The sequence below is a fragment of the Cellvibrio sp. GW822-FHT04B05 genome (genome assembly GCF_058800985.1).
The window spans coordinates 212472-235516 of the sequence record NZ_JBXAMU010000002.1 but is presented as its reverse complement, the minus strand read 5'-3'; the positions used below and the strand labels follow the sequence as shown (position 1 = coordinate 235516).

At 45.0% G+C, this 23045-nt stretch carries 24 protein-coding genes; 20 read left to right on the top strand and 4 right to left on the bottom strand.

The genetic code is table 11. From position 1 onward, the window contains the following. Positions 1–4 precede the first annotated feature (4 nt). From AC1RJL_RS06660 to AC1RJL_RS06605, 12 genes are all read left to right on the top strand, one after another. Positions 5–922: an ExeA family protein gene (locus AC1RJL_RS06660; protein ID WP_492912177.1), complete on the top strand. Its 918-nt coding sequence runs from the start codon at positions 5–7 to the stop codon at positions 920–922. Next, on the top strand, positions 922–2163 hold the full coding sequence (locus tag AC1RJL_RS06655; RefSeq protein WP_492912175.1) for a tetratricopeptide repeat protein: 1242 nt from the start codon (positions 922–924) through the stop codon (positions 2161–2163). Before AC1RJL_RS06660 ends, AC1RJL_RS06655 begins: the two co-directional genes overlap by 1 nt. Positions 2164–2194: 31 nt before the next feature. Then, positions 2195–3913, top strand: coding sequence for a GspE/PulE family protein (locus AC1RJL_RS06650; protein ID WP_492912173.1), 1719 nt, complete (start codon positions 2195–2197; stop codon positions 3911–3913). A gap of 33 nt (positions 3914–3946) precedes the next feature. Next, positions 3947–5167, top strand: a complete 1221-nt coding sequence (locus AC1RJL_RS06645; RefSeq protein ID WP_492912171.1) for a type II secretion system F family protein — start codon at positions 3947–3949, stop codon at positions 5165–5167. A gap of 7 nt (positions 5168–5174) precedes the next feature. Then, entirely contained in the window at positions 5175–5687 is a 513-nt protein-coding gene (locus tag AC1RJL_RS06640; protein ID WP_492912169.1) for a hypothetical protein, read from the top strand. Between the two features lie 135 nt (positions 5688–5822). Continuing rightward, positions 5823–6275 (top strand): type II secretion system protein, encoded by a 453-nt coding sequence (locus tag AC1RJL_RS06635; RefSeq protein WP_492912167.1) that lies wholly within the window; start codon positions 5823–5825, stop codon positions 6273–6275. Between the two features lie 27 nt (positions 6276–6302). Then, positions 6303–6731: a pilus assembly FimT family protein gene (locus tag AC1RJL_RS06630; protein WP_492912165.1), complete on the top strand. Its 429-nt coding sequence runs from the start codon at positions 6303–6305 to the stop codon at positions 6729–6731. Continuing rightward, complete coding sequence (locus tag AC1RJL_RS06625; protein WP_492912163.1) at positions 6715–7164, top strand: type IV pilus modification PilV family protein; 450 nt, start codon at positions 6715–6717, stop codon at positions 7162–7164. The genes AC1RJL_RS06630 and AC1RJL_RS06625 overlap by 17 nt, the downstream gene beginning before the upstream one ends. Before the next feature lie 41 nt (positions 7165–7205). Next, positions 7206–7958: a prepilin-type N-terminal cleavage/methylation domain-containing protein gene (locus tag AC1RJL_RS06620; RefSeq protein ID WP_492912161.1), complete on the top strand. Its 753-nt coding sequence runs from the start codon at positions 7206–7208 to the stop codon at positions 7956–7958. Then, entirely contained in the window at positions 7948–8454 is a 507-nt protein-coding gene (locus tag AC1RJL_RS06615; RefSeq protein WP_492912159.1) for a pilus assembly PilX family protein, read from the top strand. Before AC1RJL_RS06620 ends, AC1RJL_RS06615 begins: the two co-directional genes overlap by 11 nt. Next, entirely contained in the window at positions 8455–12396 is a 3942-nt protein-coding gene (locus AC1RJL_RS06610) for a PA14 domain-containing protein (RefSeq protein ID WP_492912156.1), read from the top strand. A 21-nt stretch (positions 12397–12417) separates the two neighbouring features. Next, positions 12418–12834 carry a DUF2721 domain-containing protein gene (locus AC1RJL_RS06605; protein WP_492912154.1) on the top strand — a complete coding sequence of 139 codons (417 nt, stop codon included), beginning with the start codon at positions 12418–12420 and terminating at the stop codon, positions 12832–12834. A 46-nt stretch (positions 12835–12880) separates the two neighbouring features. Here AC1RJL_RS06605 and AC1RJL_RS06600 read toward each other — a convergent pair whose 3' ends face one another. Beyond that, positions 12881–13417: a glycine cleavage system transcriptional repressor gene (locus AC1RJL_RS06600; RefSeq protein WP_492912152.1), complete on the bottom strand. Its 537-nt coding sequence runs from the start codon at positions 13415–13417 to the stop codon at positions 12881–12883. A gap of 132 nt (positions 13418–13549) precedes the next feature. Here AC1RJL_RS06600 and AC1RJL_RS06595 point away from each other — a divergent pair, with 132 nt between their 5' ends. Together AC1RJL_RS06595 and rlmM are read left to right on the top strand one after the other, a co-directional pair. Continuing rightward, a complete protein-coding gene (locus tag AC1RJL_RS06595; RefSeq protein WP_492912150.1) occupies positions 13550–13777 on the top strand; it encodes a YheU family protein in 228 nt (75 codons plus the stop codon). Positions 13778–13820: 43 nt separating this feature from the next. Further along, a complete protein-coding gene (gene rlmM / locus AC1RJL_RS06590; RefSeq protein ID WP_492912148.1) occupies positions 13821–14873 on the top strand; it encodes a 23S rRNA (cytidine(2498)-2'-O)-methyltransferase RlmM in 1053 nt (350 codons plus the stop codon). Between the two features lie 100 nt (positions 14874–14973). Here rlmM and AC1RJL_RS06585 read toward each other — a convergent pair whose 3' ends face one another. Next, the gene (locus tag AC1RJL_RS06585) at positions 14974–15375 is read right to left on the bottom strand and encodes a hypothetical protein (protein ID WP_492912146.1); all 402 of its coding nucleotides are present in this window, start codon (positions 15373–15375) and stop codon (positions 14974–14976) included. A 107-nt stretch (positions 15376–15482) separates the two neighbouring features. Here AC1RJL_RS06585 and tusA point away from each other — a divergent pair, with 107 nt between their 5' ends. After that, positions 15483–15716 carry a sulfurtransferase TusA gene (gene tusA, locus AC1RJL_RS06580; protein ID WP_492912144.1) on the top strand — a complete coding sequence of 78 codons (234 nt, stop codon included), beginning with the start codon at positions 15483–15485 and terminating at the stop codon, positions 15714–15716. 106 nt (positions 15717–15822) lie between these two features. Here tusA and AC1RJL_RS06575 read toward each other — a convergent pair whose 3' ends face one another. After that, positions 15823–16524, bottom strand: a complete 702-nt coding sequence (locus AC1RJL_RS06575; RefSeq protein WP_492912142.1) for a hypothetical protein — start codon at positions 16522–16524, stop codon at positions 15823–15825. A 210-nt stretch (positions 16525–16734) separates the two neighbouring features. Here AC1RJL_RS06575 and AC1RJL_RS06570 point away from each other — a divergent pair, with 210 nt between their 5' ends. The 3 genes from AC1RJL_RS06570 to AC1RJL_RS06560 are packed head-to-tail and all read left to right on the top strand — an operon-like array spanning position 16735 to position 19950. Then, positions 16735–17883: a 4-phosphoerythronate dehydrogenase gene (locus AC1RJL_RS06570; protein WP_492912140.1), complete on the top strand. Its 1149-nt coding sequence runs from the start codon at positions 16735–16737 to the stop codon at positions 17881–17883. Further along, complete coding sequence (locus AC1RJL_RS06565; protein ID WP_492912138.1) at positions 17876–19015, top strand: ATP-NAD kinase family protein; 1140 nt, start codon at positions 17876–17878, stop codon at positions 19013–19015. Before AC1RJL_RS06570 ends, AC1RJL_RS06565 begins: the two co-directional genes overlap by 8 nt. Further along, entirely contained in the window at positions 19015–19950 is a 936-nt protein-coding gene (locus AC1RJL_RS06560; RefSeq protein ID WP_492912136.1) for a class I SAM-dependent methyltransferase, read from the top strand. Before AC1RJL_RS06565 ends, AC1RJL_RS06560 begins: the two co-directional genes overlap by 1 nt. A gap of 43 nt (positions 19951–19993) precedes the next feature. On the opposite strand, the gene AC1RJL_RS06555 is transcribed toward AC1RJL_RS06560, so the two are convergent. Continuing rightward, positions 19994–21208, bottom strand: a complete 1215-nt coding sequence (locus AC1RJL_RS06555; RefSeq protein ID WP_492913444.1) for a pyridoxal phosphate-dependent aminotransferase — start codon at positions 21206–21208, stop codon at positions 19994–19996. Positions 21209–21303: 95 nt separating this feature from the next. On the opposite strand from AC1RJL_RS06555, the gene msrB reads away from it, so the two are divergent. Both msrB and AC1RJL_RS06545 read left to right on the top strand, forming a co-directional pair. Next, positions 21304–21705 (top strand): peptide-methionine (R)-S-oxide reductase MsrB, encoded by a 402-nt coding sequence (gene msrB / locus AC1RJL_RS06550; protein WP_492912134.1) that lies wholly within the window; start codon positions 21304–21306, stop codon positions 21703–21705. A 232-nt stretch (positions 21706–21937) separates the two neighbouring features. Continuing rightward, positions 21938–23038 (top strand): efflux RND transporter periplasmic adaptor subunit, encoded by a 1101-nt coding sequence (locus AC1RJL_RS06545; protein ID WP_492912132.1) that lies wholly within the window; start codon positions 21938–21940, stop codon positions 23036–23038. Positions 23039–23045 lie beyond the last annotated feature (7 nt).

Genomic DNA, 23045 nt, shown 5'->3' with positions numbered 1-23045 from the left:
TCCCATGTATCGTCAACACTTTGGATTGAAGGAGCATCCTTTTTCATTAACGCCCGACACACAATTTTATTTCAGCAGTCAAAGTCATCGCGAAGTATTAAGTACGTTGTTGTTGGCTTTGCGCCATAGCGAAGGATTTATAAAAATTGTAGGTGAAGTAGGCACTGGAAAAACACTGCTGAGCCGAAAATTGTTGGCCAGTCTTGGTGATAACTTTATCACTGCCTATATACCTAATCCCTTTCTTACACCTGACGAACTCAAGTGGTTTTTAGCTGAAGAAATCGGCATCGCTTATTCGCCAGAAATTCCCTCATACCAATTATTAAAAGATATTAACCTGCGTCTGGTTGAGCTTGCGCAGCAAAAGCGACAAGTTGTATTAGTGGTCGATGAAGCCCAGGCAATGCCGCGTGAGACGATAGAGGCCTTGCGTTTGCTCACTAATTTGGAGACCGAAAAAAGCAAATTGCTGCAGGTCGTATTGTTTGGGCAGCCGGAACTGGATGAGTTACTGGATCGCCCGGATCTACGCCAGCTTAAGCAGCGAATTGTATTTTCAGAATATTTACAAACTATTCCTAAAACCAGTTTACCCGATTATCTCGCATACCGTTTAAGTTCAGCGGGGTATCGCGGTGCCTCTTTATTTTCACATTCCGCTATTGGACTTTTGTATAAAGCCTCCGGCGGTGTTCCGCGACTTATTAATGTTATGGCACACAAGGCTATGCTTGCGGCCTATGGGCAAGCCGCTGGGCGTGTCAATCGCAACCATATGGTACGGGCAATTTCCGATACCGCCGAAAGCCGCTCATTGGGACGTTGGCTGGCACGCCGTGATTATTGGTTGTGGCCGATGTTAGCTGCAAGTGCAGCTGCCGGGATTGTGTTTACCCCGGGATTGTTGGGGAGTATTTAATGAGTTTACTTAATGACATGTTGCGGGATTTGTCGCATCAACAAAAAGCGAGTGAGACTGTTTGTGTAGCCCGGCAAGAAGAGTTGGATTTTAATGCGCAGGAACCGCGCGAATTATTTTACAACACTAGTACAGCAAAACCTTTGCCGCGTACGCTGGTGCCAACTCTCGTAGTATTTTTGTTGGTATTGTCAGTATTAGGTTTGTGGAAATTGGATTTTTTTGCTCAACCAGGAACATATACGGATGCTCTTGCGAATTCTGTTGTTGAACCTGTTGTTCTTTTCAGCTCAATCGCAACTAGCCAGCCAGTAGTTCAAGAAAAACCAGCGGTATTAAATTCAGACTCAGTTTCCACTAATCAATTAAATAATCAGGTTGGAGTGGATTTGGGAGAGCGTATCTCGGCATTGGAGTCGGCCATAACCAATTTATCGATGGTGGTAGCAAATGCAAGCCACAATGCAGATACCGAGATTGTTGATAACGTTGAAGCGACTGAGCATGAAGTAACAACGTTAAAGTTGAACGCTCAAGCTGCGGATCAATGGGTTGAAGATGAGATGGCAACGGAGACAGTTGCTGCAGGAGAGCCGTCATCAGTAAGTATTAAGGAACCGTTTGGTCAGCTCATAGCCGAGCAGGGTGAATCCCGACTTTCTATATCACCTAATACTAAATGGAAGGATGAGCAGCAGGCGGAACAAGCCATGCTGTTAGTGGCGCAAGGGCAAACTGATGTCGCTGTAGAAAAGCTTCAACAGTTTATTGCTACAGCGGAACAACCACGCGAGTCAATGAAAGCACTTCTCGATATTTTCGTCGGACAGGAAAATATTGGTGCCGCTCACGTATTACTGGAACAAGCTACCTATTTATCGGTTGTAGATAAAACTTTTTATTCAGCCAAGGTTGCTGTTGCTCAACAACAGGATGCACAAGCAATTCTTTTGCTGGAAGCCCATTTACAGGACGCTGGGAAAAATGAAAATTACCGCGCTCTATTAGCAAGTTTATACCAGCGTACCGGTTTGCATTTAGAAGCGGCGAATCACTATCGTCGTTTGCTGAGTGTGTTCGGCGATAAGCCTGCTTATTGGCTGGGCTTTGCTTTATCGCAGGATGCGCTCAACCAACCGCAGGTGGCTGCACAAGCTTTCCAGCGTGTAAATCAATATGCAGATTTGCAGCCACAAGTTCGCACGTATGTCCAGCAGCGTATTGCTGCGTTGCAGCAATAATCACGGAACAGTATCAACCGGTTAAATAGTTATGATGAACACATTTTCGCAAAAACGTATTCGTATTGGCGATTTGCTTGTCGAGAAGAATATAATTTCCGAGTCGCAATTACAGCATGCGCTACAGGAACAAAAGCAGACCGGGCGCAAGCTGGGTGCTACCTTGGTCGAATTGGGTTATGTTGAGGAAAACGCATTACTCAGTCTATTATCCGCGCAGCTCAATATTCCTTTCGTTGAATTAAAGCAATTTCGCTTTGACCGTGAATTGGTCCAAAAACTACCCGAAACCAGCGCACGCCGTTATCGTGTGATGTTATTGCGCGAGGATTTTGATGGTCTGTTATTGGGCATGGCAGATCCCACTGATATTTTCTGCCTGGATGAATTGCAGCGCATATTACAGAAAAACCTCAAGCCGGCAGTGGTTCGCGAATCAGAGCTGCTGGATATTCTTGATATCGCTTATACGCGCGCAAGTGAAATTGCCACGCTCGCGGGTGAATTGGATGAGGAACTGCAAGAGTCGGCATTGGATCTGGCGGATTTCGCGGCAGATGCAACCGATAGCGAAGCGCCGGTAGTAAAACTCCTGCAAAAAATATTTGAAGAAGCAATCAACACCAAAGCGTCGGATATTCATATCGAACCAGATGAAAAAGTGTTACGTATTCGCAATCGTATCGATGGTGTATTACTTGAGCAAGTAATGAATGAAAAACGTATTGCCTCTGCATTAGTGGTGCGACTGAAATTAATGTCAGGCATGGATATTTCGGAAAAGCGTTTGCCTCAAGATGGTCGCTTTAATTTGAAAGTAAAGCACCACAATATCGATGTGCGTATCTCTACCATGCCAGTTCAATTCGGTGAATCAGTAGTTATGCGTTTGCTTGATCAAACCGATGGTGTGCGCCCATTAAATAATGTAGGTATGCCGCCACATTTAATTGATCGCTTCCGCAAAGCTATTACTCGTCCACACGGTTTGGTGTTAGTAACTGGCCCTACCGGTAGCGGGAAAACAACTACACTGTATGGTGCACTTTCGGAATTAAATAAACCCGAGAAAAAAATCATTACGGTAGAAGATCCGGTTGAATACCGTTTGCCACGTATTAGTCAGGTTCAACTCCATGAAAAAATCGGGTTAAATTTTGCTAATGTTTTGCGTGCGACTTTGCGGCAAGACCCGGATATTTTATTGGTAGGCGAGATCCGCGATGCCGAGTCTGCCGAAATTGCGCTGCGTGCATCCATGACCGGTCATATGGTGCTATCGACATTACATACCAACGATGCAGTGACATCTGCTTTACGTTTAATGGATATCGGTGTTGATGGTTACCTGGTGGCAACGGCGCTTAAAGCAATTGTTGCGCAACGATTGATCCGTCGGATTTGCACCAGTTGTATTCAATCTTACACGCCTGATGCAAATGAACAGCAATTGTTGGCAGCAATAGGAAAGGAGCGTGATTTTAGCAGCGTTCCGTTTAAACAAGGTGCTGGATGTCCCCATTGTCACAATACGGGTTATCGCGGACGGATCGGTATTTTTGAAATGCTTGAATTAAATCAAGCAATGGCAGAGGCACTGCGTATGAATGATATTAATGGTTTTACGCGCGCGGCAAACGAAGTTCCCAATTTTGTCACCCTTAGCGAGGCTGCCTTGGGTTATGCAATTGATGGTTTGACTACACTTGAAGAGGTAATGAGTATTTCGGCACAGGTTGACGAAATTTAATTCGTTGCAATAGATGATGAGTAAATACTGACTATGGCACTTTATGAATTCAAAGGTCGTAATGTTGAAGGCCGTTTAATTAGTGGGCAGTTGGATGCATCCAGTCAGGATGCGGCGGTTAACCAATTGCTGGGACGCGGCGTCACGCCCGTCGAAATCAAAGAATTCATCGAACAGTTGAGCTTATCCGAGCGTTTCGCGCGTGCCACTAATCGTGGGCGTGTAGAAGCAGTGGAACTGATTATGTTTTGCCGCCAAATGCATACCATTACCCGTGCCGGCATTCCTTTGGTGAAAGGATTGCGTGGTTTGGCCGCATCCTTGCGTAATTATACCTTCCAGCAAGCACTGAATGATATTGTTGAGCGTTTGGAAGCCGGGGTTGAGTTATCGAATGCTATGCGCGCTCACCCTAAAATTTTCAATAATTTATTCGTCAGTCTCGTCAATGTCGGAGAAAATTCCGGCCGTTTGGATTTAGTGTTTAAGCAATTGAGCGACTATATGGAGCGAGATCTGAATACGATTAAAAGTATTAAGACAGCATTACGTTATCCATCCTTTGTGTTGATTGCAATCTCAATTGCCATTGTCATTATTAATATAAAAGTGATTCCTGCTTTTGCTGGTATGTTTTCCAAATTTGGTGCGCAATTACCTTTGCCAACGCGAATACTCATTGGCATCTCTGATTTTTTTGTCAATTACTGGGTGTATTTATTAGTTGCAGTTGCTGCTTTGGTTGCGTGGACATATCACTACATAAGAACACCTGAAGGAAGCAGGGTGTGGGGGCGTAAGAAGCTTCGCCTGATGGTGATTGGCGATATTATCGAACGCGCGTCCCTTGCTCGCTACGCTCGATCATTTGGTTTGATGCTCAATGCAGGTTTGCCGCTTTCCACTGCATTGGAGTTAAGCGCACGCGCCGTGGATAACCCTTATCTCGGCGATAAAATCCGCGGTATTCGCGCTGGTGTAGAGCGTGGTGAAGGATTATTCCAAACTCATTTAGTCAGCGGTATGTTTACACCATTGGTATTGCAAATGATTTCAGTAGGGGAGGAGAGTGGTCAGGTAGATGCGTTGCTGGCTGAAGTGGCTGCTTTTTATGAAAGCGAAGTGGAATACGATGTAAAACAGTTAAGCGATAGAATTGAGCCGATTATGATTGTGATTATGGCCGGTTTTGTCACTGTGCTTGCCTTGGGTATTTTTCTGCCCATGTGGGATATGTACAGCATTCAAAAGTGAGGCGCTTTTGATCCAGACTTACCACCATGGGCGATTCGAGTTTTTTGTGGTGATGATCGTTATCGCGATTGTCGCGCTTGCCGCATTTGGCCGTTATTCCTTAATGGCAGAGGATGCGCGAATTTTACGTATGGAAATTATATCTCACCACTTTATGACTGGCGCTGCCAACAGCAGGGTTCAGTTAATAATAGAGAAAGTGTCCAACCAAAATGGACCAATACAGCAGCTCGATATTGGCGGGCAAGCGCTCTATTTTTCTCCGCAAGGCTGGCCAGCCTCCATTTTCGGACCAGTTACCAATAACTATCAACCTACGGATGATGATTGCTATCAATTGTGGCAACTACTATTACAAAACCCTTCACCTATAGCAAAAGGCGAAGGAGGGGATAGTAGCAGGGATTATCGTTCATTTGCGCAGCCCAATAGCTGCCGCTATGAAACTACTGATCGACGTGCCTATTTTGATTATTACCCTCTGGATGGCAGGTTAATCTTTATATCAGCGGGGCATTAATCCTTTAACATTAATTAACTTATAAACTGGCATTCTTGATAGCTTTGACTATATTCGATTTAACTAAATGCGTTTTTGTTCGCAGGCACTGTAAGTGTTAGCGATGCATTAAAGCGGTAGCGTGGCTCTGTCGTATTGAGCCAGGTATATATTGTTTCACTATTTTCTTTTTATTGGTGCGGAGCTTTGTTTATGAAACAGCAATCTGGTTTTACGTTGATTGAATTAATTGCGGTAATTGTGATTCTCGGGATTTTGGCGGCGACAGCCATTCCGAAATTTGTGGACTTGTCGGCTGCGGCGGAAGATGCTGCGGTAAAAGGCGTGGCAGGTGCATTGGCAAGTGCATCGGCCCTGAATCATGCAAATAATATTGCTAATGATGCAGGTCTTACAATAACTTCTCCGTTAGTTCCAGTAGCTTCATGTCCTGATGTGGCAAATGCACTTGATGGAGGCTTACCCAATCCTGTTGGATCTTATGTTATTACACCCACAACCGCTATTGCAGAAAAAGCCTCAGAAGTGTGTACAGTTACTTACAAAGGTAAAACTGCCAATTTTACCGCCTACGGGGTTACTCCATAATTTTGCAATTCGAAACCATGAAAATTCATGAAAAAAACGCACAGAGGCTTTACATTAATTGAACTAGTTACTGTAATGATTCTGGTAGGTGTTTTATCGATTACGCTTTTTAGTCGGTTAGGTTCAGTTGGAACTACTTCCGTGCAGTCAGGCCGCGATGATCTCATCGCGGCCTTATTTTTTGCGCAGCAACAGGCCATGATGCGACCGAATATTACTCTAGTAGTTGCCTCTAATTCGATCAGCGTCAATGAAAATGGAGCGCCTATTTCTGTATCAAGTACACATTATCCTCTAGCCATGCCTGCCGGTGTTACCCTCACACCTGTCAATCTTGCTTACGATAAATTAGGCAGAACAACACCAACTGATATTACGCTGACTGGGTCAGGTAATAGCAGTGGTGTTTCCGCGAAGGTCAGAGTAGATGCGAGTGGTTATGCCTTTGCCAACTAATTCATTCAAACAAAAACTCTGCATTCAATTGGGTGTTAGTCTGATTGAGATGGTTGTATTTATTGTGGTAGTAAGTATTGCTTTGCTTGCGCTGGTGGGTGTTTATCGGCAGGCCACAATTAATAATGTTGATCCTATTGTGCGTGTGCGAGCGCTGGAGGCTGCGCAATCAAAACTCGATGAAATTCTTTCATTGAAATATGCTGAAAATACACCAACCGGCGGTGTTCCCGCATGCGCTGCTTGTGATGATACTCCCGATGCCAATATGAATGATGTTGATGATTACCGGGGTTGGAGTGACGCTCCTTATCCCGGTTATAATCGCAGTGTTACCGTAACAACCAATAACAATATTAAATTGATTACGGTGAGTGTAACCACGCCAACCGGTGAAACCATTTTATTGTCCGCTGAACGAGCCAATTTTTAATGAAAAATTGCCTGTGTAAAAATAGGGAAGTTTCAATAAAAATGACCGTTATCCAATCTGGTTTTACCTTGATTGAATTAATTACGGTGATGGTACTGCTCGCTATTCTTGCCACTATCGGCACAGGGTTTGTTGTAAAAACGACCGAGGCCTACCAGAGCACCCAGACCCGCGCATTGCTGGTTAATACTGCACGGCAGGCATTGGAACGGATGTCAAGGCAATTGCGCGGTGCTTTGCCTTATTCTGTGCGTACGACTAACGGTGGCCGCTGTATTGAGTTTATGCCTATAGCCGCAGGCGGAAATTATTTTACTCCCGTTCCTGATGAAGTAAATCTTGCGGCACCCAGTCAAACTATTAATGCCTCACCTGTGAATATTGACTTCGGGTCGCCTGTGTATGTCACCATAGGTGCTATGAGTCCCGAAGAAATTTATAACACTAATGCCTCCCGAGCAAGATATTTAAGCGGAGCAATTACGTTGGATACTGAAAAACAATGGAAACGTAATTCTATCAACAAGCGCTATTATTTGCTTGATAATCCTCAGGCGTTTTGTGTGGTTGGCACTGAATTACATTTTTATCAAGGCCTGGCGATTTCCGAAAATGATGTTTCCGTGGGGGCAGGTGCCAGCATAATTGCGCGCAATGTTTCTGCGACAACTCCATTTTCATTGCAGATGGGTAGTGAAAATCGCAATACTCGAATTAATATTTCATTAGATTTTTCCAATGGTGGCGAGTCGGTTACTTTTACCCAGGGAGTATTGATCCGCAATGTTCCCTAATTTCGTATATAGAAATAACAACCGGTATCAGCGCGGTTTTTTGCTGCCGCTCGCACTATTTATATTGGTAGTGATGGGCGTACTTGCATTGACAATCTCGCGCACCAGTATTCAAACTCAAACCTCCACTGTTCAGGAATTTACTAATATCCAGGCATTTTATGCAGCAGAAAGCGGTGCGCAGCGTGGAATGCAGGCGTTATTTTTATCAACCACTGCTCGCCAAGTGACAGACCAAACTTGTGCCAATATGGCGATCAACCATAATTTTGCTGGCGTAAGTGGCCTGCAAATTTGTACAGTCAGGGTAACCTGTATTTGTCTTTATCAAGACGGCAGTGCGTGTGTCCATGGAAATGCCGCTAATTATTTGCTTACATCTGCGCCGGGTGTAACGAAAAGCTTTTATACGTTGAGAAGTAATGGTACCTGCGGACAAGACCAATATCGCGCCGAGCGAATCATTGAAGTTGGTGCTTATCGGGAGCAGGAATAAATGCAAATAATATTTCATTTTTTCCATTATCCAATCTGTAAAAAAATACACTGGCTGTTTGTCTTTTTATTAATTGGATTTTGCTGTGCATCCAATGCGGCCACTTACAATCTTTCTACCGGTTCCTATCCCCCTTGCACTGGCGGCAGCGGTTGGAGCGTGAGTGGAACAACATACACCTGTGGCGGTGATGGCCGTGTGACATTAGCGGCCGGCGATGTCCTTACATCTAACACCAACATTACTATTTCTGCCAACAACGGTTTTTCGCTGAATAACAATACTATTGGTTCTTCTGCGAATCGGATTAATCTGGTTTCCACTTATGGGGCCTATAACGCATCAGCGACTACTACTATCTGGGGCAATATTACTAGCGACGGTGTTATTACTCTGGCAGGAACTACTGTTAATGGCACAGTCACTACCAACGGTAATATCAACCTCGCTGGTGGCGGAGTGACGGGATTGGTCAGGAGTAGCGGTAATACCATCACGACTAACGGTACTAATTTAAGTGGTGGTGCAACAGCGCAATCCGGTATGTCAATTACCGGCGGTACATTGGCCGGTAATTTTGTCATGACATCGGGTAATGCGATGACCTTGACAGGTGTAGTCATGACCAGCGGCAGTATTTCAGGCGCGAATAGAGTGACGATCCAGGGAGGCAGTGTATTGGGTTCAGCATCTTCTACCGTGAATGTCAGCACTACCAGCAATGAAATTAATGTTAACAATTCTATTGTCTATGGCAATTTAACAGCCGCCAGTAGTTCAACGGTAAATGTAACTAATGGCGCTACTATTTATGGAACATGTTTACCTAACTCAACTCCTGCAAATGCCTGTGGTGCTACACCTCCACCGCCGATGAATTGCCCTGCGGGAATATCCAGCGGTATCACCGGCAATTATTACAACAACATTAGTCTCACTGAACCTTCAACTGCATCGCGTTCTGATGCTCCGATTGATTTCAATTGGGGTGCCGCTGCACCTGGGCCAAACGGTATCAATGCCGATAACTTTTCTGTGCGCTGGACGGGTTATGTGCGGGTAACCCAGTCAGGTAATTATCGTTTCCAAACGGTATCTGATGATGGCGTGCGTTTATATGTGAATGGCAATTTGGTGATTGATCGTTGGAATAATCACTCAGCAACAACGGATACCACCGCCGATATCCTTTTAGTTGCCGGTAACGCCTATACCATTGTGCTGGAGTATTACGAAAGCGGTGGTGATGCAGTCATACGGTTGCATTGGCGTTTGCCCGGCGCAACTTCTTATGTAGCGATTCCCGGTGGGCCATTACCTACCATGGGAGCGGGTTTATATGAGTGTACACCTGTTGTCGTCCCGCCAATCAGTTCGTGCCCAACCAATTTGTCGGCAGGGATTACCGGTAATTATTTTAACAACCAAACGTTAACCGCACCGATAACAGCAACCCGTCTTGATGGTCCGATTAATTTTGATTGGGGAACCGGTGCCCCTGGGCCAGCAGGGATTGGTGATAATAATTTTTCAGTCCGTTGGAGTGGTTATTTACGTGTTACACAATCCGGTGTTTATCGTTTTCAAACGAATTCTGATGATGGTGTGCGTTTAACTGTAAATGGAGATTTAATAATTAACCAATGGAATGATCATTCAGTGGCGACACATACCAGTGCAGCCGTGAATTTAATGGGAGGAAATAATTATCCAATCACTATGGAATTTTATGAAAATGCTGGTTCTGCAGTAGCACAATTACTTTGGCAAACACCGGGCAGTAGTGCCTACACAGTTATTCCGAGGGGATCGACGCCAATATCAAATGCTGGTCTTTATGATTGTGTAACAACACCAGGGAGTTATTTGATTACTAATAATGCGCAAGGTATTACTTGTGCTGCGGAACCTGTAACAGTGATTGCACGGAATACCGCTGGTGTTGTTTACAATCCTCCCAGTGGCACAGTGGTAATATTAAGCACTACACCTGCCACAGGTGCTTGGGTGGGAGGGAATACCTATGTTTTCAGTGGCAACGAATCCAGTTTTACAAAATATTTGCAACAGACAACACCCTCCGTGTTAAGGATTGATGCCAACAGCGCAACGGCGACAGGTACATCCAATATAACTTTTGTTGATACAGTTTTAAGGATCGCGCTTAATTCTGCGCTTGCAAATATTCCTACCCAGGTTGCTGGTGTAAACGGTAATGCAATTGCCAAAGTAATCAGTACCAATCCAAAAACGGGTGTGTGTGAAGCAAAAGTGACCTCACGCACATTGCCTGTTGGATTGGCGTTCACTTGTAACAATCCCATCACATGTGTGGCAGGACAATCATTTACAGTCAACGGTTCGCCGATTACACCGAATAATAATGCTGCTCCTGTGACATACAGCAATATTAATTTGTCATTTAATGCCAATGCGGAAGCACCGATGACCATCAATTACTCTGATGTTGGTCAGGTGACAGTGCACGGTCGTTTAACGATTCCTGCATCGGGTGTTGATCCGGCATTAACGTTGTCGGGTAGTAGCAATCCATTTGTGGTAAAGCCTCATACGTTAGCTGTGAGTAGTATTACTAATTTATCCGATATTCCAACACCACAAACGACTAACAGTGGTAATGGATTTATCGTAGCGGGTGAAAAATTTAAAGTGTCTGTACAGGCGCGCAATGCGAATGGTGCCATTACGCCGAATTTCGGAAATGAAACTGCATCAGAAAAAGATGCGATTTCTTTGACCGCATCGACTTTGGTTCATCCTGTAGGAGGCACATTAAGCGCGTTAATTAACACGGGCAGTTTTGCTGTTGCAACCCCGGCGGGAACTTATGTCAATGCTGGCATTCAATGGGATCAGGCAGGTAGCATTCGAGTTATGCCAGCGTTAAGTGATAACGATTATTTATCAGCAGGTAATATTGCCAACTTTAGCGATGGCAATATTGTTGCGGGACGTTTTTATCCCCATCATTTCACATTGATTGATCCTACGCTTACAAATGTTAGTTGCAGCGTATTTTCCTACATGCAACAGCCACTGAACTTGAGTTACTCGATAGAGGCCAGAGGTCTTGCAAATAATAAATTAACTAATTACATCCCGGCTTATGGGGCTATGCCAACGATTAATTACGTAACAGAAAATGCAGATTCTGGTACAAATTTATCACGCTTCTCAGATAGTGCAACCCATACATGGGCTGCCGGTGCGTTATCGATTAATTCAACTACAGCTACTTTTAGTCGCCTTCTTCCTGGCCAAATTCCTGATGGTCCTTATGCAAGTCTTCAGGTGGGTTTGCAATTAACTGATACTTTTGATGCGCGCAGTTTGCAAAATTTAGATATGAATGCAGCTTCAACAGGTATTTGCAGTGGATCATCGTGTACTGCAATTAAGTTGGGATCGACATTCAATATGCGGTACGGCCGTTTACGCCTGGATGATGCATTTGGTCCAGAAACCGCTGCATTGCCTGTTAATTTTTTGACGGAGTATTGGATTACAACAAACACTACTACCGGAGAGGGGCGTTTTATAAGAAATGGTAGCGATAGTTGCACGACTATTGATCGCATTTATGTTAAGTACAGTCATATCGACGGAACAAGTCTATCACCCGGGGTTTTTGTAATGCCATTGAGTGGTGGTCAAACTACGGGCACCTATCCATTTGGCTTACCAACAAACAATTATATTTCTTTTAGTGGCGGTGATGCGGGACATTTTTTTACCGCCCCTACCAATAGTGCGCAAGGTCAATTTAATGTAGATATAAATTTAACTGAATATCCCTGGCTGCGATTTGATTGGAATCAAGATGGTAATTATTCGGATACCAGTTTGCCCACTGCGCGCTTTGGCTTCGGTAGCTACCGCGGTCATGACCGTGTAATCTATTGGCGTGAAAAATTTCAATAGTCATACCGAGACGATGTACCTATGGAAATGACCATTACCACCCCGAGTTTATTATTCCCGGCAATTTCATTATTGATGCTGGCCTACACCAATCGCTTTGTGGTACTGACCAATGTTATCCGGCAGTTAAGCAATCTTGAAGATGCACATTCAAAAGATGTGGTCGTGCGCCAAATAGATAATTTGCGTTTGCGGGTACAGGTCATTCGCCAAATGCAGGCTTACGGTGTGCTCTCATTTGTGTTATGTACTATGTCAATGTTTTCGTTATTACTGGGGTGGCACCTGACCGGACAATTTTTGTTTGCGGTTAGCCTGTTGCTGTTGGTGGTGTCATTAACCTTTTCGTTTTACGAAGTTAATATTTCAACCAAGGCAATTAATATCGAGTTGGAAAAATTTGATGCAAAGTTGCTGGAAAAAAATAAGCAGCCTTAAGCTGCTTATTTTCCATCTGAGTTATTATTCGAGGTCTGGTGGAGTTCTATGCATAAGGCTTTTCGGTCGATGATTCCAACCTGATATCCACTGCCAGTTCATCGGCAATTTTATCCAAATAGTCATAAAGCTCGTTCATATCGACTGATTTGGGTACCTCAATAATCCCGGTTGCTTCGAACAGGGGCTCTCCGGACCAAGGCATACTCGAACATGCCGTTTCCAGCTCACCCATGTTAATATGGCGGGCAGCAAAGGCTTGGGCAATTTCCCGTACAATCCCCGGTCTGTCATTACCCACAACGCTGAAGTTAAATTCGCGGCATTCCGGCTTGCTGGTGCTAACGGCGTTTTCGACAACAATTTTAAAGCCCTTGCTCGCCAGCTCATTCAGGGCAGTGCGCAATTCGTTCTGATGGGCATCGGCTACCGCCACTTGAAGGATTCCAGCAAATTTTCCGGCAAGTTGTGCCATGCGGCTTTCAAGCCAGTTGCCATGGTGTTCGCTAATGGTTTGTGCGAGTTGTTCAACAACACCGGGGCGATCATCGCAGAGAACAGTTAAAACCAGTTGTGTATTCACGGTGATTCCTTATTGTTAGGTAAATATGTTGCCAGATTGGATGAAGTGAAGATTACTCTGCTTGTCGCAACTGGACAAGACGGCTATTGCACCATAGGTTAGTTTCCTCAGAAACAGGTAGAAAGAAAGCAGATGATTATTCCTTTTGAACAATTATCGAGTGGTGCGTTACAGGGATTAATTGAAGAGTTTATTACCCGAGAGGGTACAGATTACGGTATGGAAGAAGTATCACTCAGTACTAAAGTTGAACAGGTTAAACAGCAATTAAAACGCCGTGAAATTGTGGTGGTATTTGATACTGCTACCGAATCTGTAAGTATCTTATCGCGCCGTGATGCTGAACTCCTGGAGCAATAATGCTCCTTTATATTCATGATGCTATTAGCTTAATGAGAAAACTGTGAATCATTTATTTTTACATTGTCGTGCCGGTTTCGAAAAAGAGTGTGCGGCAGAAATTACTGACTTGGCCGGTGAATTGGGCATTTATGGTTATAGCAAAACCAAAGATAGCAGTGCCTATGTAGTCTTTATCACGCACGAACCGAATGGTGCTGATTTGATTGCCAAGCAATTGCGCTTTACCAAATTTATCTTTGCTCGCCAATGGTTTGTAAGCGCGGGATTGATTGAGGATTTACCAGTCACTGATCGTGTATCGCCATTATTGGCAGTCGCTGAAGCGCTTCCGCGAACCCGTGAGTTGGTCATTGAAACTATTGATACTAATGAAGGTAAAGAGCTTTCCGGTTTAAGTAAAAAATTTACTGCACCGTTTGAAAAGGCACTTAAGGCAAACAAATTATTTCAACCGGGCAGTAATATGCGGTTACACCTGGTTTTTATTTCAGGTACACAAGCTTACCTGGGTGTTATCCCCAATTACAACTCGTCACCTTGGCCGATGGGAATTGCCCGGTTGCGTTTACCGAAGGAAGCGCCCAGCCGTGCAACGCTGAAATTGGAAGAAGCCTGGCATCACTTTATTCCGGCTGATGACTGGGATAAACGTTTAGCGTCCGGTATGCGAGCGGTGGATCTTGGTGCTGCACCGGGCGGCTGGACCTGGCAGCTGGTACAGCGCGGAATGTATGTTGAAGCAGTAGATAATGGCCCGATGGATAAAAACTTGCTGGAGACTGGTCAGGTATTGCACATTTTGACCGATGGTTTTTTGTACGAACCGAAAAAACCGGTGCAGTGGTTGGTGTGCGATATTGTTGATAAACCTGCGCGCGTGACCAGCATGATCATTCGATGGTTTACCAAGGCTAATTGTCGCGAAGCTATATTTAATTTGAAATTACCGATGAAGCAACGCTACATGGAAGTAAAAAAATGCGAAGAGCGTATCCGTACGGAATTGGAGAAGGCTGGCTTTAAAGTTGATATTCAATTCAAGCAGTTGTATCACGATAGGGAAGAAGTTACCGGTCATCTGCGCGTACATTAAGCCCGAAAATACAGTAAGTGGGCAAATATAGCCAGAAAGAACTATTGGCCGCGTGCCAATAGTTCACTTGATGTACTGAAAGAAAATTTTTAGCGAAGGATCAGTGATAGGACGTACGATCGTTTTGATCTGCCGCAGTATGTGCAAGTACCCATTCTGTGAGTAGTACCCAGTCTTCGATAAGCGTGCGCATTAGCACCATATGACTTGGCGGCAAATCAGGTTGCTTTAATGCGTCTTCTCCAATTGCGGTCAAAACAGATACTATTTTTCCAATAGTGTGGGCTTTTAATGAGGCCAATACCTCAGCATTGAGAAGCATTTCACCTGTATAGGCAGACTGCAAATCTTCATAGGATACCGTGGCAGTATTATCAATAGTTTGTTTAACAGCGTGCGCCAGCAGCGGATGATTATTTCGCAATAGGCGAAATGTAAGTTCCAAGGCTTGGCGACTAAAAAAGTCGGTGGGCATATAATCGCTTAATATTTTCCGAGACATCGAACAATGTTCCTCGGTGGTTAAGTACTCTCCTGGACGTTTTCCATTGACCTAAGAATAGCAATCGGTTGGCTATTTGCCGAAGAGTTTATAGACGATTTAAAACTATGAATTTAACAATTGATAAAAGTTTGGATACTTCCGGCCTGCTATGCCCGGAACCGGTGATGATGCTACACAAAATTATGCGCGAAGCTGCTAGCGGGAATGTTATTGAGATGGTCGCAACTGATCCCTCTACTGTACGTGACGTTCCCAAATTTTGTTTGTTTCTTGGCCACGAGTTGATCGAGCAAAAACAAACAGAAACTCATTATTTTTATTATATTCGTAAAAGTTAGAAAAATATTTTTTGCTACGTTTTGTTATAGAATTGGTTTTATTTCGACCATAACAAATAACGCCGCTAGTGCGGCGTTATTTGTTAGGTGGAACACTTGAATAAAATTACTGTATGCCATCTACCAGTAGCGAAATTGCAGCCATCGCCTCAGGATCTTCCGCTTTAATTTTGTTCGCAATTTGATGTTGGAAAAAATAGCGGAATGATTCACTGGCTTGTGCTTCGTACAAAGAGTCATCACCGGGTAAAACCGGGGTGCTGATCACTTTGGCCGGATCACTGATCATTGCATAGACACTGCCGTCAAAATGCAGGCTCCAGCTAACGACTTCAACCAGTGACAATCGCTTGCTATCGGGTATAGCTAATACAGCGTGAGTACCTATTGTATCGGGAAGTTCCTGGATTACATCATCGCCGCTCTCGCACAGGACTTCGTAATACTCAGCAGCAGTTTCCAGTTCGATCACCTTGTGCATCGGGGCCTCAAAGAAGAGCTCATCAATACCCGGATCGTAATATCCCTCCCAGTGGCCATTCAGCGGGTCGCACAGGTCAGGGCAGGGGACTATATCGTTTAGCCATGGAACCAGGCCAACAACTTCGCCATTAGAGCGCAGGCCCCAGCAAAGGATTTTAAGGCTATAGAGTTTTTCGGAGCTGGTATCGTTGGAGTAGAGCATTTCCAATCCGTCCAATTCAGGTGCGAGACGGATAAAGCGCTCTTCATGAAGGGCTGAATAGGTTTTCCTGGTGAAGAGATCAACCACATTATCCATGTTGTGGCCAGTGTGCGAGGTCTTCATAATACCACCCCCTAAAGTGAGGCAGGATCTGATTCAGGAATCAGCTGCCGAACAATGGTTTTAACGTCACCATCACTATATAAAGTATATGCTAAATACCCAAAGCACAACTGCTATGGGCAACTTTTTTATTCCATAGGTTTCTCTGGCGACAACTTTTATCGCTGATTCAATCTATAGGAGCCTTTTTTCGGGAATAAGCGAGTGGTTATGAGAATTATTGCGGATGAGAACATCCCTCTGGTAAATGAGTTTTTCGGTCATTTGGGAGACATTGTGTGTTTGCCTGGCCGCAATATGACTGCTGCTGCTGTGCGCGATGCCGATGCCCTGATTGTACGCTCGGTAACCAAGGTTAACCCATTGTTGTTGGCCGGAAGCAGGGTGAAATTTGTAGGTACCTGTACTATCGGTGTTGATCATCTGGACCAGGATTATCTTGATACAAATAACATCCGCTGGTCGAGCGCACCTGGTTGCAATGCCAATTCGGTGGTCGAATATGTGTATGCAGCGCTTTGTCATTTGGATATCAACTGGCTGCCAGTAAAGTTTGGCATTATTGGCTGCGGCAACGTGGGTGGTTTGCTTTACAAGCGACTTAAAGCACAAGGCGTTGATGTGCGTTGCTATGACCCTAATCTGACGCTCGCGCAAAACCCTGATCTGGTTTCGCTCAATGAGGTGTTGGCCTGCGACATTATCAGTATGCATACGCCGCTCGTTACTACCGGCCCGCATCCGAGCTTTCATTTGTTCGGACGCAAGCAATTACTGCAGTTAAAAAGTGGGGCAGTGCTAATTAACTGTGGTCGAGGAGCGGTTATCGACAATCAAGCGTTGCTGGATGTTTTAAATGAGCGCAACGATTTAAATATCGTATTGGATGTATGGGAACCTGAACCGGATATTTCATTAGAGCTACTCAACAAAGTATTGTTGGGAAGCCCGCATATTGCTGGTTATAGTTATGATGGGAAATTAAACGGTACAGAAATGATTTACCAGGCACTCTGCCGCCATCTTGATAGAACACCGCTCGCATCACTTGACGTATTAGTTCCGTCGCTTGCTAATAATGAATTGCGAATTGATACCAATATTCATCAATCCGGCGATATTTTCCAAATCGTAAAATCGCTGATCAAGCAGGTCTATGACATTGCCGCTGACGATTCGCGCTTGCGTGCACAGGCCTCCCAAGCGCTTGCAGGCAATGTAATTTTTGGCGAAGGTTTTGATGGATTGCGTAAACACTATCCTAAACGCCGCGAATTCCATAACTATCAAGTGCATTTGGATAATATCAGCGCTGCGGATAAACAATGGCTGCAAGTGTTAGGGTTTCACTGTGTTTAAACTTGGTTTAATCGTTAATCCTTATGCCGGTCTTGGCGGTAGCGTTGGATTGAAAGGCTCTGATGGCGATGCAATTCGCACTGAAGCAATTGCTCGTGGCGCAGAACCGCGAGCATTGCAACGCATGGAACGTGCACTGCAAATTATCAGCAGTTTTAAAGATCAGGTTGAGATATTGTGTTTTGCAGGAGATATGGGTGAAGCCAGCGCACGTGCCGCAGGTTTTATTATGCATGTTATTGGTGAGGCGCAGCAGCAACCAAGCAGTGCGCTGGACACTTGTGCAGCAGCCACAACCCTAATGCAACAAAATGTGGATTTAATATTATTTGCCGGTGGCGATGGTACTGCGCGTTTGATAGCCGATGTGGTGGGCAAAAGCCAGCCGGTATTAGGTGTACCTTGTGGAGTAAAAATGCATTCCGGTGTGTATGCCAATGCGCCGGAAGCAGCGGGTGAAATTCTCAAACAACTATTAACCGGGACACTGGTAAATATTGTCGAGCGCGATGTAAAGGATATTGATGAGGACGCTTTTCGTAATGGCCAGGTGCGCGCCCGACTTTACGGCACATTAATGGTGCCGGAAGACTCACAATTTTTGCAGCAAGTAAAAAACGCAGGCACCGAGCGTGATGAATTAGCTCAGCTGGATGTTGCTCATGAAATGATTGACCAATTACAACCCGACACTCTTTATTTAGTTGGGCCGGGTTCAACAACCCATCTTTTTTTACATGAGCTGGGATTGGAAGGAAGTTTGTTGGGGGTAGATTTATTATTGGATAATGAATTAATTGCTGCTGATGTGAGTGCCACACAAATTATTGCATACCTGAATCATTTTTCTGGTCCGGTAAAAATGATTATTACAGCAATTGGTGGTCAAGGGCATATTCTCGGCCGTGGCAACCAACAATTTACGCCTGCAATTTTGCGGCGTGTCGGCAAAGACAATATTTATATTATTGCCGCGCGTGGAAAAATCCTGGCGCTAAACGGCCGCCCGCTTTTAGTCGATACTAATGATCCTGAGCTGGATATTGCATTCGGCGGCTATCGCCCTGTGATTACCGGTTATCGCGAAACCATTATGTATCCTGTAGGTTATTCAGCAGAAGGCAAGCATTAATGCAGGTTATTGTTGATCGTCTTGAATTGCTCGCCAAAGAAGTTCATACCCAAACTGAAATTGATAGTCACCGTGTGTTTCACGGTCGCGGTCGTACTTTTCCGGCGTTGGAATTTGTGACGATTGATTTTTTCCAACCCGCGCTCCTGGTAACGCTTTTTTTTGAACCACCAGCATCGTGGCTGGATGAATTGATTTCGCGCACTGAGCCGCTATTTAAATTCACTTCAACAGTAATGGTAGTTCAGCGTCGCTATTTGCCCGGTGCACCAAGTGAAATTGTGTGGGGGACATTACCTGATTCTATCTATGCCCGTCGGGGAAAATCGTTATTTAATTTGCATTTGACGCAGCAGCAAAATTCAGGTTTCTTTTTGGATATTGAATCGGGCCGGATGTGGATTGAACAGCATGCGGCAGGTAAGCGAGTGCTTAATCTGTTTGCGTATACCTGTACTTTTTCAGTAGTTGCTATAGCGGCTGGAGCAGAGAAGGTTGTCAATGTCGATATGAGTAGCGCTGCGCTAAACCTTGGGCGAGCTAACCACCAGCTTAATAATCTGGCAAAAAATAAAAGTGAATATGTGGCAGAAAATATCCTGAAATCCTGGAGCCGCGTTAAAAAGCCCGGGCCATATGATCTGGTTATTATCGACCCACCGTCTTACCAAAAAGGCAGTTTTATCGCGGCAAAAGATTACGCCAAGGTAATTCGCCGTTTGCCGGAGTTGATGCCTACAGGTGGCTTGGTGTTGGCCTGTTTAAATGCGCCGGAATTAAGTGAAGGGTTTTTAAAACAACAATTTGTTGAGCAATGTCCACAGGCAGAATTTGTTGAACGCGTAATACCCCATGCTGATTTTCCGGATGTAGATCCGGAGCAGCAATTGAAACTCTTGGTTTATCAGCTTCCTGCCGGTTTAGCCGGAACATAAAAAACCCGGCGCAAGGCTGGGTTTTTTATAGATCGGCGCAAAATTACTGTGAGTAGCGCGATAAAAAATCGCCGAAGCGGGTAATCGCTTTGGTCAAATCATCTTCACGCGGTAAAAACACGATGCGGAAGTGATCGCGATCCGGCCAGTTAAATGCCGTACCTTGTACCAGCAATACTTTTTCCTGCAGTAAGAAATCCAGGATCATTTGTTGATCATCTTTAATTTTGTACATGTTCAAATCCAGTTTTGGGAACAGATACAAAGCGCCTTTGGGCTTTACACAAGATAGGCCGGGAATTTCTGCAATCGCTTTTAGTGCGGTATCGCGTTGGTCGCGCAAACGGCCGCCGGGAATAATCAGCTCGTTGATACTTTGATACCCGCCCAGCGCCGTTTGTACTGCATACATAGCGGGTACGTTGGCGCAGAGGCGCATAGATGAGAGCATCTCCAAACCTTCAATGTAACTGCGTGCGCGATGCTTGGCTCCGCTGATTACCATCCAGCCAGAACGGAAACCCGCCAAACGGTATGCCTTGGAAAGACCATTGAAGCTAACGCAAAGCACATCCTGCGCAAGGAGGCCCATGGGGATGAATTCTGCATCGTCATACAGGATTTTGCTGTAAATCTCGTCAGCAAAGATAATCAGGTTGTGGCGACGTGCGAGTTCAACAATCGCTTCGAGTAACTCGCGGCTGTATACCGCACCCGTAGGGTTGTTGGGATTGATCACCACAATGCCGCGGGTTTTATCGCTGATTTTGCTTTCGATATCAGCCAGGTCAGGAAACCAGTCAGCTTGCTCATCACACAGATAATGGCGGGCTTTACCGCCAGCAAGGTTTACCGCAGCGGTCCAGAGTGGATAGTCGGGGGCGGGCACCAGAATTTCATCGCCGTTATTCAGCAGTGCCTGCATGGCCATCACGATTAGCTCGCTGGCGCCGTTTCCGAGAATAATATCCTCAATTTCCACGCCTGGAATCTGCAGGCGCTGGCACTCGTGCATGATCGCTTTACGCGCTGCAAACAAGCCTTTGGATGCGGTATAGCCCTCGGCATTGGCGAGGTTATGAATGACATCCTGGATGATTTCATCCGGTGCCGAGAATCCGAATGGGGCAGGGTTGCCAATATTCAGTTTCAGAATTCGGTGGCCTTCTTCTTCGAGGCGATTAGCATGCTCCAATACCGGGCCGCGTATGTCGTAACAGACTCCGTTGAGTTTGTCAGATTTCTTAATCGGGTTCATTTGCAGTAAGATGCCTTGATTGCGGTCGCGCGTGATTGCGGTTGAAAACACTCGAATAATCGACCTTAACTAGTTGATCTGTCAAGGAAATCCTTATGGCTGATAACGAAAATCTGACTGACGCCGAATGGCGGGAAAAATTAACCCCTGAGCAGTACCGGATTTGCCGTGAAAAGGGCACTGAGCGCCCCTTTACTGGTGAGTATTGGCAGGAGTTTAGCGCGGGTAATTATCGCTGCCGCTGTTGCGGCGAACTCTTGTTTGATGCCGATACCAAGTTTGATGCAGGCTGTGGTTGGCCAAGCTTTTATGCACCTACGAGCAAAACAGCGATTCGTGAGCATATGGATACCAGCCACGGCATGTTCCGTACAGAAGTCTTGTGCCGAAAATGTGACTGCCATCTCGGGCATGTATTTACCGATGGACCTGCACCAACCGGGCTGCGTTACTGCATTAACTCTGCTTCGATTTCGTTTACACCCGAAGAAAAATAAATCCGGAGCCGGAGCGGCAAGCCCGGCTTTAACTTTCACTTTATTTGCACTATTGATCCAAAAGGTTCGATTTTGTAAACAAGTGTTAAATTCACATTATTGTTGCTATGGAACTTTATCCTGCGAATTAATTGATTCTTAATAACACTTATTTAGATAATTTTGGTAACCATTCATCGCCATAGAAATAGACAACTATAAACGGGCGAAAACCTACTCCAGGGAGAACTTCATGAAATTAACCCGCCATTTATTGAGCGGTCTGTGTGTACTTACGTGTGCATCTATTGTGCATGCCCAAGCGCCGGCAAACGCGCCGGTTGAAGTTATTATCCAGCCTGCAAGTATAAAAAATATTACTACCAGCATAGAGGCGCTGGGTACTCTGCGCGCCAATGAATCTATCACGCTAACGTCTAATGTGACAAAAAAAGTTACGCGCATTAATTTTGAAGATGGTCAACGGGTCGCTAAAGGCGATGTGTTAGTTGAGACCACCAGCGTCGAAGAATCTGCGCTGCTGCAAGAGGCGCGCTTTAATGCTGATGAAGCGAAGAAACAGCTTGATCGTGTCACTGCCTTGGTAAAAAACGGTGCAGCCTCTGAATCGTTATTGGATCAACGCGTTCGCGAATATGAATCGGCGCGTGCCCGTTACAACGCAACTGAATCCCGCTTGAAAGACCTCGTCATTTTGGCGCCCTTCAACGGTGTAGTGGGTTTGCGTAATGTCAGTGTCGGTGCACTGGTATCGCCTGGTGATCCGATCACCACATTGAATGACGACAGCAAAATGAAGCTCGACTTTACTGTGCCTGCTGTTTATTTGCGCAGCCTGGTAGTGGGATTACCTATAGTGGCGGAGAGTCGTGATTTGGGTGGCAAAGTATTCCAGGGTGAAGTTTTCAGTATTGATAACCAAATAGATGAAGTAACCCGCGCGATTAAGGTGCGTGCATTGCTGAACAATAAAAACCATGAATTAAAACAAGGCATGTTGATGAAAGTGGATTTAAAAGCAGGTGCCCGTGATGCCATTGTTATTTCTGAATCCGCTTTAGTACCGCTAGGTAGCAACAATTTTATTTTCCTGCTTAAGAAAGAGCAAAACGGTTTTATTGTAGAGCGTAAACAAATTGTAATTGGCGAGCGTCTTACCGGTGCGGTAGAGGTTCTCAGTGGTTTGGCAGCTGGCGATAAAGTTGTTACCCACGGCCTGCAAAAAATCCGTTCCGGGCAGCAAGTGAAAGTTCTTTCAGAAGAAAAGCCGGTTACCGAACATATTGGTAAGCCCACGCATTTATCTGATCTGTTACCCAAGAAAAAACAGTGAGGATAAA

Coding starts and splice junctions, on each gene's coding strand:
- AC1RJL_RS06585 (WP_492912146.1), bottom strand. CDS start 15,375: ATGTCTCGGAAAATATTAAGCGATTATATGCCCACCGACTTTTTTAGT.
- AC1RJL_RS06575 (WP_492912142.1), bottom strand. CDS start 16,524: ATGAAGACCTCGCACACTGGCCACAACATGGATAATGTGGTTGATCTC.
- AC1RJL_RS06605 (WP_492912154.1), top strand. CDS start 12,418: ATGGAAATGACCATTACCACCCCGAGTTTATTATTCCCGGCAATTTCA.
- AC1RJL_RS06560 (WP_492912136.1), top strand. CDS start 19,015: ATGCAGGTTATTGTTGATCGTCTTGAATTGCTCGCCAAAGAAGTTCAT.
- AC1RJL_RS06645 (WP_492912171.1), top strand. CDS start 3,947: ATGGCACTTTATGAATTCAAAGGTCGTAATGTTGAAGGCCGTTTAATT.
- AC1RJL_RS06545 (WP_492912132.1), top strand. CDS start 21,938: ATGAAATTAACCCGCCATTTATTGAGCGGTCTGTGTGTACTTACGTGT.
- AC1RJL_RS06650 (WP_492912173.1), top strand. CDS start 2,195: ATGATGAACACATTTTCGCAAAAACGTATTCGTATTGGCGATTTGCTT.
- AC1RJL_RS06595 (WP_492912150.1), top strand. CDS start 13,550: ATGATTATTCCTTTTGAACAATTATCGAGTGGTGCGTTACAGGGATTA.
- tusA (WP_492912144.1), top strand. CDS start 15,483: ATGAATTTAACAATTGATAAAAGTTTGGATACTTCCGGCCTGCTATGC.
- AC1RJL_RS06615 (WP_492912159.1), top strand. CDS start 7,948: ATGTTCCCTAATTTCGTATATAGAAATAACAACCGGTATCAGCGCGGT.
- AC1RJL_RS06660 (WP_492912177.1), top strand. CDS start 5: ATGTATCGTCAACACTTTGGATTGAAGGAGCATCCTTTTTCATTAACG.
- AC1RJL_RS06625 (WP_492912163.1), top strand. CDS start 6,715: ATGCCTTTGCCAACTAATTCATTCAAACAAAAACTCTGCATTCAATTG.
- AC1RJL_RS06655 (WP_492912175.1), top strand. CDS start 922: ATGAGTTTACTTAATGACATGTTGCGGGATTTGTCGCATCAACAAAAA.
- msrB (WP_492912134.1), top strand. CDS start 21,304: ATGGCTGATAACGAAAATCTGACTGACGCCGAATGGCGGGAAAAATTA.
- AC1RJL_RS06570 (WP_492912140.1), top strand. CDS start 16,735: ATGAGAATTATTGCGGATGAGAACATCCCTCTGGTAAATGAGTTTTTC.
- AC1RJL_RS06630 (WP_492912165.1), top strand. CDS start 6,303: ATGAAAAAAACGCACAGAGGCTTTACATTAATTGAACTAGTTACTGTA.
- AC1RJL_RS06620 (WP_492912161.1), top strand. CDS start 7,206: ATGACCGTTATCCAATCTGGTTTTACCTTGATTGAATTAATTACGGTG.
- AC1RJL_RS06610 (WP_492912156.1), top strand. CDS start 8,455: ATGCAAATAATATTTCATTTTTTCCATTATCCAATCTGTAAAAAAATA.
- AC1RJL_RS06555 (WP_492913444.1), bottom strand. CDS start 21,208: ATGAACCCGATTAAGAAATCTGACAAACTCAACGGAGTCTGTTACGAC.